This is a genomic window from uncultured Thiothrix sp. (genome assembly GCF_937876535.1).
In the GTDB taxonomy this organism is placed as follows: Bacteria; Pseudomonadota; Gammaproteobacteria; order Thiotrichales; family Thiotrichaceae; genus Thiolinea.
Genome location: NZ_CALFHZ010000028.1, coordinates 1 through 9264, shown reverse-complemented (window position 1 = coordinate 9264; position 9264 = coordinate 1). Strand labels below are relative to the sequence as shown.

The window sequence follows — 9264 nt, the reverse complement described above, 5'->3', positions numbered from 1 at the left end:
GGGGTGTACGGATTCACTTTCTGGGGCGCTATTGTTTAGAGGGGGTGTATATTTTATATTGTGTACACCTAACTTTTGTTGTATATTAAAAAGCGTCAATTTTATTTATCTGTACTTTTGACTTTTTAGACTGACTCTTTAAGAGTGGAAACTATAGGCCTTTTTGTCGCTATAGACTTGATTAATAATCAATCTGCAATTTTATTGCTACTTGAATCTGCTAAATGAGAAGCGAAAAGCCATAAACTGGCCTTTTTAGGGGTGTACGATGATGACCTACAAACTAGACAAGGAAGCGATAAAAAACCAAGCGCGGGGGCGATGGCTGGCTATACTTCCAGCCTTAGATAGTAGGCTTTCGGAGGCTTGCGAGCGTGTGGGGGTGCATGTCCCCTGCCCTATGGGGACGGGTTCACGAGACGGTTTTAGGCTGGAATCTAGTTCAGTCTTAGACGGTCATGCCTTCCATAATCAAGTTGATAACAAAATTCTATCCGATGGCTTCGGGGTACTGGCATGGCTCAATAATTGGAGTTTTTACGAGTCGCTGAAAGCGGTTCACCATTACTTAAATGATGGTTGCAAACCTGAGTTGGAAAATAGAACAATCCCACATAATGAAGCGGATAGATTACAGGCAAGAAAAGAAACTGTAAAAAAGATTCTTTCCTACGCAAAAGCTACGCCTAACCAAGCTACAGAACTCTATCTTCACAACAGGGGTTTAGATGCTGCAATAAACATTAATTCCCCTTCACTACTACACCATGCGGGGGTATCTATTCAGTACCAAGGAAAAGCGGTCAAGGATGCTTCGGGGGCATGGGTTACAGTACCTGCATTGATTGGCAGATTATCCAGCTCTAGAGGCTGGCTTGGCGTATCACTGATAAGGGTCACTAAGGATGGTTACAAGGCTGATGAATACATTCAGCAGGTTATTACTAAATATTTAGGCGAAAAAACCAAATACATTGCGAGCAAACAACTGTTAAAAACGACTGACAGCATGAGCGGGGGCGCGATTCGCTTAGGGAAAGCGGGTTCTGTTTTATGCGTCGGCGAGGGGTTGGAGACCATGCTAGCAGTAGCTACTAGGCTCGATACGCTAAGCGTAGCAGCTTGCTGCACTGCACAGCTTTTAGAAGCGTTTGAAGTGCCCCCACAAGTTAAGCGCTTGCTGATTTTTGCTGATAAAGATAGGCAAGGCAGAGGTGAAGAAGCTGCGCACCGGCTAAGTAAAAGATTAATAGGGAAAATAAGAGTAGAAATACTCCTGCCACCCTCACCAATTGCAGAAGGTTCTAAGGGTGTTGATTGGCTAGATGATCAAGCTGAATTAGCTGCACTGCAACATATAGTTGGTGCTCAATAAAGGCAGGTTCTGTTATGACCTTCTGAAAAAGATGGGTTATTATAGGCAATGATTTTAGCGTCTAATGAGCTAAAGAGCATAAAACGAAAAAAGCCACTCTGGGGAGAGTGGCTTCTTCGGGAAGTCGGTGAAAACTTCCTTTGTTCCTTAGGTCTTGGGGGCGCGGATCCCAAGCGGGTCGGATGCTTGCAAGCGGGGGTGTGTAACTGCCCTTAAGCACTTCGATCTAGTCATTTACATTCCCCTGCACAGGTGAATTTATGAACAATATAAAAGCGCCGAAAGGTGTATTACGCCCTAGCATTATCACTAAGGGTGTACCTTTTGGCAATACAAGCAAAGGTTGTACGTCGGGTAAAGCTGCAAGTTTTACTGGTAACAAGCAAGATAATCACAGTGCTGATTATATACCAAATAATGTTCCACGCAATTGTTCCACGGGAAAAATAGCAGCAATCAGGCAGCTAGTAAGCACTGTTAGAAACGTAGAGCACATAAGCCCTAGCGACCTAATCGACGGTAAATATTTACCCGCGCCCCTCCTTCAAAGTTTGATGACTAAGCACCAAAAGAAAGCCGTTCTTTTAAGGGGAGGTCTTGGCATTGGAAAAAGTACCGCGCTAGCGGCTCTAATGACTGAATACTACAGTGGAAAGGGTGTGGCTATCTGCCACAGGATCGGTTTAACCCGTCAACTGTGCAAAACCTTTGATGCTGATTACTACCAAACGATGAAGCGTGAAGGCGGGTTAATGTCTGACCGCGTAGGCACGACGATTCATAGCCTGCATGACATGCTCAGAATTGAACGGGCTTCCAATGCTTTCGCGGATGGCTTATTGGTTATTGATGAATCTAATAGCGTAGCGGCTGAAATTATTACCGATGTGGTAAAAAATGAAGCGCTAACCATCCAATCAATTGGGAAGGCAGTTAAACAAGCAAGGGCTACTGTATGCGCTGATGCTCACCTTGACCTATCCACGGTTAAGCTACTGCAAGCGGCTGGAATTGATACAGATGACATGCTGCTTATCATTGTTGATAAGCCAGAACTGGACGGCTACACCGTCAAAATCTGGGAAGATGAAAAAGACAATAGGGGCAAGTCGCTAACTAAGCCTGCTTTCATCAATCAAATACTAGCCGATTTACTCAAAGGGTTAAAAGTGATCGTCACTAGTTTGTCGGCTTCGTTCTTGGAAGAACTAGACCGCGAAGCTAGCAAGAAAGGCATCCAAAAGCGTGTACTGATTACCAGTAAAAGCCCTCAGTCAGTACGCGAACAGATGACCGCTGAATCATATCAGGACTATGATCTTGTGATGTTGTCGCCTGCCATGTCGACAGGGATTAGCTTTGATCGGACTATCACCCTAGAGTCGGGGGCAGTTATCCCCTGCCCTCATTATCGCCATGCAGACCGCTGCTATGTCATTTTAAGTAATGCCCAAGACACGGGAACACATCAAGACGGGTTGCAGGCCATGCTTAGAGAACGCGCGGTAAAAGACAAAACCATTCGGTGCTTTTACCAAGAAGCGCCAAGCCCTTTACCTAAAACCTCTCAAATTGCTAAAGGCTTTGAACACCAGATTAAAGCCATGCGTGAATCTATCCTTGCCATTGGTGGCGAAGAATTACTTACCCAAGTGATGACTAGAACGCGCCCAAACCAAGACAAAGCCGAAAGATTTCTAATGGCGCAAGCGGTTAAATTCGCAGCGGATAAGCAGAACTTCTTAGCACTTTTCACAGATGAATGCACATCAAAGGGCGCGATTGTCAAACCATGCAAAGCTAAAGAGCTAGCGGCGGGTGATGTAACCTATGAAAGTTTATTGGAAGAGCGCCAGCGTATTCGGGCTGAATGGGTTGAATCGAGGGTAACGGCTATCAAGCTTAATGAAAATGAAGAGATAGACCCACATGATGAACTACTAAAACCCTCTTTAGATCGACGGTACATCGAACAAAAAGCCTGTATTGATTTTGAACAGTTAGAACCGGCTGAACGGGCTGAATGGGTTGGTTTAATCTTGCCCGACCAAGGCAAGAAAAGCCTACTGACTACAGTACGCGAATGGGAGCGTGCTTACGCTGACAAATCGCAACTGTTGGAAGTAATTAAAGCTGCTTTAGTTGGGGTATCCGCTAGTGATGATGATCGTGTTAGCTTTCTTGAGAAAACCACTACTTCAAAAGCGCATTGGTTAAACCTAGCCAAATATACGCGCTTGGCATTGCAAGCGGCGGGTGTAGTCGAGGTGAACGGGGAATTATTGGTAGGTAAAGTAGGTAAGTTTGAAGAAAAGCTAATTAAGCAAAAAAATCATAGTGCTTATGGCCTGTTTTTTTCATTGATACAGAACCCAGAACCAGCGATTACTTGCGGTTTGCTAAGCACTGACACCGATGTTCAAAAAGTGAAGGCTAGCCCCCTGCTCTATATAGTCGATATGTTGGAGCGAATCGGGGTTAAGTTACGCAAGCTAAGAGGGAAAGAGGAATACACGGTTTGCCCTGAAAGTCTTGAGCTTGCCCTTGCTATGATGAACCGGAGGAGGTTAGCCGGTATCAATGAGCTAAAAGAGCGTATTGATCAATTCAGCGAATACTTAGCGAAATATCAGGCAAGAAAACACATTGAAAGCGAACGCGACCTAGGAAACCGTAAAAACGCACCCTCTAACGTCGTGGAAGCCGTAAACGTGGCACTAAATGATCTAGGTCACAGCGAAAAGCTAGATGATGCTATCGACTATTTAGAACCGTTTCATGGGCGAATTTTAGCGGGAAAACTAAACTACACTACCATTACCTTGATGCTTCAAAAGTGGGTTGAAGAGGTGCAAAACTAGCGTGATTTTTCGGAATCATAGATTCAAATCTATGATTCCTGCAACACGTTGATTTTTATAGAAAAACAGGGTTGCTATTTGCCTTATATATAAGAAATAAATAATAACGCGATTTAAACCCCCTTCTTTTGGTCGTTAAAATCTGTAGTTCTTAGCTCTGTTTTTCAGAAGAGAACGACCAACAAAAAGGGTATTAAAGACCCCATTAACTCTAAACTTTTCTTTGCCTAAAATTTTACCTTTTTGAGTGAATGTGGTTGTCCATCTCCCCTGCTATTGGACTTATAGCTTTTTGTGCAGCATCCCTTGCCCGTTACCCAGCGTTACCACACAGTGATAAGGGTCGTATAACTTCTAGGGAGTGCCCCTCTTCCAAAAATCGAAACTTTTGCTGTATCAGGCTTTGCGGGGTGTTTACGGGAGTGTAGAAAACTGAGTAAAAAAACGGCAACTCGTAATTAGAGTTTTACGACACATACCACGTGTATTCATCCAAGTACCCAGATTGCAGGAGAAAACCTTTGGGAAACCTTTGGGTTTCCACTACATACCACGTGTATTCATCCAAGTACCCAGATTGCAGGGGGCGTTAAGGTTTTTCCTTGCCGACCCCCCACCCTATTTAGCAATCAATAAGCTGAATTTTTTAGCAGTTTTGTTTTCTTTACGAAAAAATACACAAGGCATGTGTCGTAAAACTTCTAAGGGGTGCGACTCTTCCAAAATTAGATGGGGGGTCACGGTCTACAACTCACATGACTGTAGAGCGACGAAGAATTTAACAATTTGAACAAATTTCACGGTCTACAACTCACATGACTGTAGAGGCTTTAACGCCCCCTATCCCTTAAGTTGGCTCACAATCGCGCTTGTTTACGCGTTGTAGTAGTTCGGTATGGGTAAGCAGAAAATAATGCTATAGCGCTTAAAAATGAGCGTTTAACCGCTACTTAAATTAATACTTTGTTATATGAAGTTATCGAGATAGACAAAAAGCCTGTTAAGTAGTCGATCTTCCCCACCCTTCTTGTGACCCCTTCCCGACTGATAGCCAAAAACTAAAAGGTTATGACTATCATCGGGTCGACTTTGGTGAATACCGGATTGTTTACACAGCAGATGAAACTACCTTGACGCTTATTCTGATTGGCAAACGCAATGATGATGAAGTTTACAAACAGCTAGGCCGCCTACCCTAGACACAAAAAAGCCGGAACTAGTCCGGCTCTTGGTTATTGGTTGCTACCCTGCCCTAAGTCTTTCGGCTCTCAACATGGGCAGCTCTTTCAGGCTTTTGGGCGTTGTGCCAATCGTCTGAACAATTCCCTCCGTCTGCCCTTGGCTTGCGATTATTTGAGCAAAATAAGTGCCACTTGTTCGACTTCTGGAATTGACCTCCACAATTCGGGCAACTGATTAACGCGCCCACCTTTGCTGATTCGGCCTTAGTGTAAACAGTTGAAATACTACTATTATTTGCTAGCTCTTCATTTTCTACAGGTAACTGTATAACAGGTAACTGTAAGCTGTTTTCAGACTGCGAACCGGAAGAGGGCGCGATTCTGAATTGCTCAATTGATGCGCTAATTTTTCCGGTATTAATCGAGATAGCACGCTCATTCAATTGACGCATTGCCCCCAGATAGTGGAAGCAAATCTTGAAGGTCAGGATCAGGAAGAACGCGAGTAGGGCAGAGGCGACCACGGAACTTAAGCCAAAGACTTCTGACAAAAACCGAATCATCGCTTGATGCTTGGTTTCATCGTATTCGAGGGCTTTAGCCTGTGTGATGGTGTTCTGTAGGGAAGTGGTTCGATTGGCTTGCTCTAGTTCCGCTTGCTGCTCTAAGCGCAAGATTCGAGCCTGTAGTGCATCCATTGCCCCCTTGTTGCCTAACTGCTTAGCCTCAGCATAGGAAGCCTGTAATTGAGCTAATTTAATCTGAGCAGGGGTTAGGGTACTGGTAGTCGACAAAACGTCGATTGATTTAATCGTAGCTTTATACACTTCACTCTGAGTCGATTTAAAAGCCACCGTACTCTGTTCACGTTGCATCGTGGCTGCTGATTCAGCGAAGATGGAAAAGCCCACTGAAAAACCCATGACTAAAAGATATTCCCTTGCACGTCCTGAGTTAAACAACACCGCTTCGGCTATGGTAATCGCAGTAGCAAGGGCTATGCCCATCGCAGCATAGACAAACTGGATAGCACGCCACTCGTGCATAGACTCAAACTCAGCACCGGCGAAGAATTGCCCGATAAAGAAGGCCATGAGCGCCCAACTGGCGAAGCTGGCACAGATGAACCCAAGGCTTGCGGTACTGTAGAACTGCTTTAATTGCTCAAGAGTGTAATAGCGCGAGTAATGCACGGCCTTAGCGTGAAACCGCGCCCCGTGTTGGTATTGAACTAATTCATTCATGGCTAACCCCTTAAAACCCTAAAACCATTAAAACCGCTGCAACAATGAACGCCCAAAAGCGCCCGTGGTGTTGATGCTGGTAGGCCAATAAAGCCCCAAAGACAAAGGCAAGGCCGATTAAGCAGAATGGTAATTGTTTAAGATTGGCCTCGACTAAGGTCGGAATCAGTCCCATGAACACGACTAACAATAAAGCCGTCGTGAAGGCGATTAGCTCATAACCGTAGTTAGGGGTCGGCTGTACTGTGTTAGGTAATTCCATTAGGCCGCCTCCCTTAATAGGTCATGGGTACTGGTGGACTCGTCCAACAGATCGAATACAAATTCTTTCAGGCCACTGCTCAGAAAACCTCCCTGCAATCTCCCCGTTCTGTCGTCCAACAGATCGAATACAAATTCTTTCAGGCCACTGGTACGGCTTAAGCGGTCAACGATCTCGGTATGGTCTGTGATGGGTGCGCGTGCATGCGCTGTGCTAGGATTAGCGTGCATTTTAGTGACTCTCCATAAGTCATTAAGGTGAAGTCCTGCCTACGTGCTTCCAACACAAGGGCAGGGCGAATAAATCAATTCTCTACATGATCGTTTTTAGTGGGGCGTTTTTCATAAAGAGGCAAATTTCTAAACGCTAACTCAATAGCAAAATTAATCACCTCTGCTTTCGTCCATCGACTATTACCCGTCAATCGCTCCAGTTCTTTGGTTATCGCTTCCAATCTTTCCACATTCTCAGTTTTTAAATTAAAACTGCATTTAGGCAATACGCTTTGTGAGTGTTTTCCGGTTTCCTTGTTCAGGCTCATTAAGCAGTCCTTCCATCTTTATTTTCATCTATCACTCACTTAATAACAATTTTGACTTTTTAGTTAAGGGCGTATTACGCCCTCATTCACAGTATAACTAAAAGGCGTAATACGCCCAAGTGAAACTTATTAGTTTTTTCCGGCGTTGTAAGCCTCTACCGCATCCGCCCCGACAACAGATAACCAAGCCTGAAACGTGCCACGGTTGACCCTGACGTTTACGCTACCTGTACCACTCTCCAGCGTATTGCCCTTATTCTTCTCAATAGCCGACTGAGTGATCTTTAAATGGGGGTTTTCTGCTACCCAAAAGCGTAATTTACTATCGTGAAACTCAATAATAGATTTAGCGGAAACCTTGCGCCCCCCAATAATCACGGGCTTATTGTCCAAAGTGTCTAATTTTTCGCGCAATGCTTTAATGGGTGAATAGGCTTTCCAGTTTTTCTTGACCGGCTCTTGATTCTCTGTTGCTTTTCCGGCTTGTTCTTCTTGCTCCTCTGGCACTTTTAACCAGTCCTGACCCTCTTCATAAGCAAGGCTTACTTGTCTGTAGTGTTTTACCTCATCAACGGATTCATGGCCTAACACGGCTTTTAAGAATTGGTCTTCATTGAATCGCGCCCATTGCTCTGAATGAGGGCGGATATAATCCGATGCGTAACGCGCATAAATACCCCGTGTATTCTTGAATACTTCGTTTTGGTCATTCATTAAACGCTTAGCGCGGTCATTTAATACCCCGTTAGTGCGTTGATTAATAGCCAAGGTTAATTTGTGCTTAGGGAGTTCAGAATACTTTACTTCTTGATCGTAGTATTTACCTGTTCCATTCTTAAACACTGCTACTTCGGGCATTGCTCTTAAACGTTTAATAGCCTCAATAATTAAATCAGCATCCGCAAGAACAGGAATAGGGTAGGCTTCGGCTTGTGTGCCTTGACGCTTTTTCAATTGGCCTTCAAACAATAAGGTGCTTTGGTCAATTTTAGTGAATTTACCGAAGTGCAGAACTTCCCCCGACCGCCTACCCGTCAACAGGGCAATGCCCCATGCTACTTGTGTGTAGCTATCAGCATCTAGACTTTGCTTAGCCAGTGCCAGAACAGCAGGAAAGTTGTAGCTTTTTAGGTGTTGGCTCTTATGGGTGAGGCTTGCAGCTTCAGATATAGCGCGTTGTTCCCGTCTGGCCTTGCTCTTCACCAGCATAGCTACCATCGGGTGATCTATTAATAACCCGTCTACAATCTCGATAGCTTTATCGAGTTGCGCCCCCTTGAGTTCAGCGTGTAATTGTTCTTTTAACAGGGCTTTACCATTGCCGACCGTCGAGGCTGGCATGTTTGCTAGTGCCTTTAGTTCGTTTGCATACGCTGGCAGTTCTTTCACAGCATGGGCTAAATATCCCTTGCGATTTAGTGAAGAGGCGAGGGCAGGGTGCTTTCTTCCGGTTTCCTTGATGGCATTGCGCACGGCTGTAAGGTAATTGTGGTAAGTGTTTGCTGAAATAACAGACTTACCGTCAACCTCTCGGGTAAGGTCTTTATGAATCTTGTTCGCAGCTTTACGCCACTGGCTTTGCTTTTCTTTTAGGTCACTATACTTTTCGTCAATAGCATCTAGTCGATTTAGCGCGTAGCTGATGACTTCTTGTCTAAGTGAATCGGTCATTATTTACAACCTCTTTTAAGTTCGTTTATCTGTACACCTAACGAATATTATATAGCATAAAATCACCATGTCAACATATTTGCACACCCCCTCTAAACAATCGCTACCCACATCCTAAATCCGTACACC

General features: G+C 44.5%; 6 protein-coding genes. 2 read left to right on the top strand and 4 right to left on the bottom strand.

What is annotated here, in order from left to right; genetic code table 11:
• The first annotated feature begins 268 nt into the window (after nt 1–268).
• Both Q0230_RS19040 and Q0230_RS19035 read left to right on the top strand, forming a co-directional pair.
• Nucleotides 269–1375: a toprim domain-containing protein gene (locus Q0230_RS19040; protein WP_298613283.1), complete on the top strand. Its 1107-nt coding sequence runs from the start codon at nt 269–271 to the stop codon at nt 1373–1375.
• Between the two features lie 260 nt (nt 1376–1635).
• On the top strand, nt 1636–4236 hold the full coding sequence (locus Q0230_RS19035) for a hypothetical protein (protein WP_298613279.1): 2601 nt from the start codon (nt 1636–1638) through the stop codon (nt 4234–4236).
• A gap of 1252 nt (nt 4237–5488) precedes the next feature.
• On the opposite strand, the gene Q0230_RS19030 is transcribed toward Q0230_RS19035, so the two are convergent.
• From Q0230_RS19030 to Q0230_RS19015, 4 genes are all read right to left on the bottom strand, one after another.
• Nucleotides 5489–6661: a hypothetical protein gene (locus Q0230_RS19030; RefSeq protein ID WP_298613276.1), complete on the bottom strand. Its 1173-nt coding sequence runs from the start codon at nt 6659–6661 to the stop codon at nt 5489–5491.
• Nucleotides 6662–6671: 10 nt separating this feature from the next.
• Nucleotides 6672–6923 (bottom strand): hypothetical protein, encoded by a 252-nt coding sequence (locus tag Q0230_RS19025; RefSeq protein WP_298613272.1) that lies wholly within the window; start codon nt 6921–6923, stop codon nt 6672–6674.
• A 304-nt stretch (nt 6924–7227) separates the two neighbouring features.
• Nucleotides 7228–7464, bottom strand: a complete 237-nt coding sequence (locus tag Q0230_RS19020) for a hypothetical protein (protein ID WP_298613269.1) — start codon at nt 7462–7464, stop codon at nt 7228–7230.
• Between the two features lie 129 nt (nt 7465–7593).
• A complete protein-coding gene (locus Q0230_RS19015; RefSeq protein WP_298613266.1) occupies nt 7594–9135 on the bottom strand; it encodes a protelomerase family protein in 1542 nt (513 codons plus the stop codon).
• Nucleotides 9136–9264: the final 129 nt, after the last annotated feature.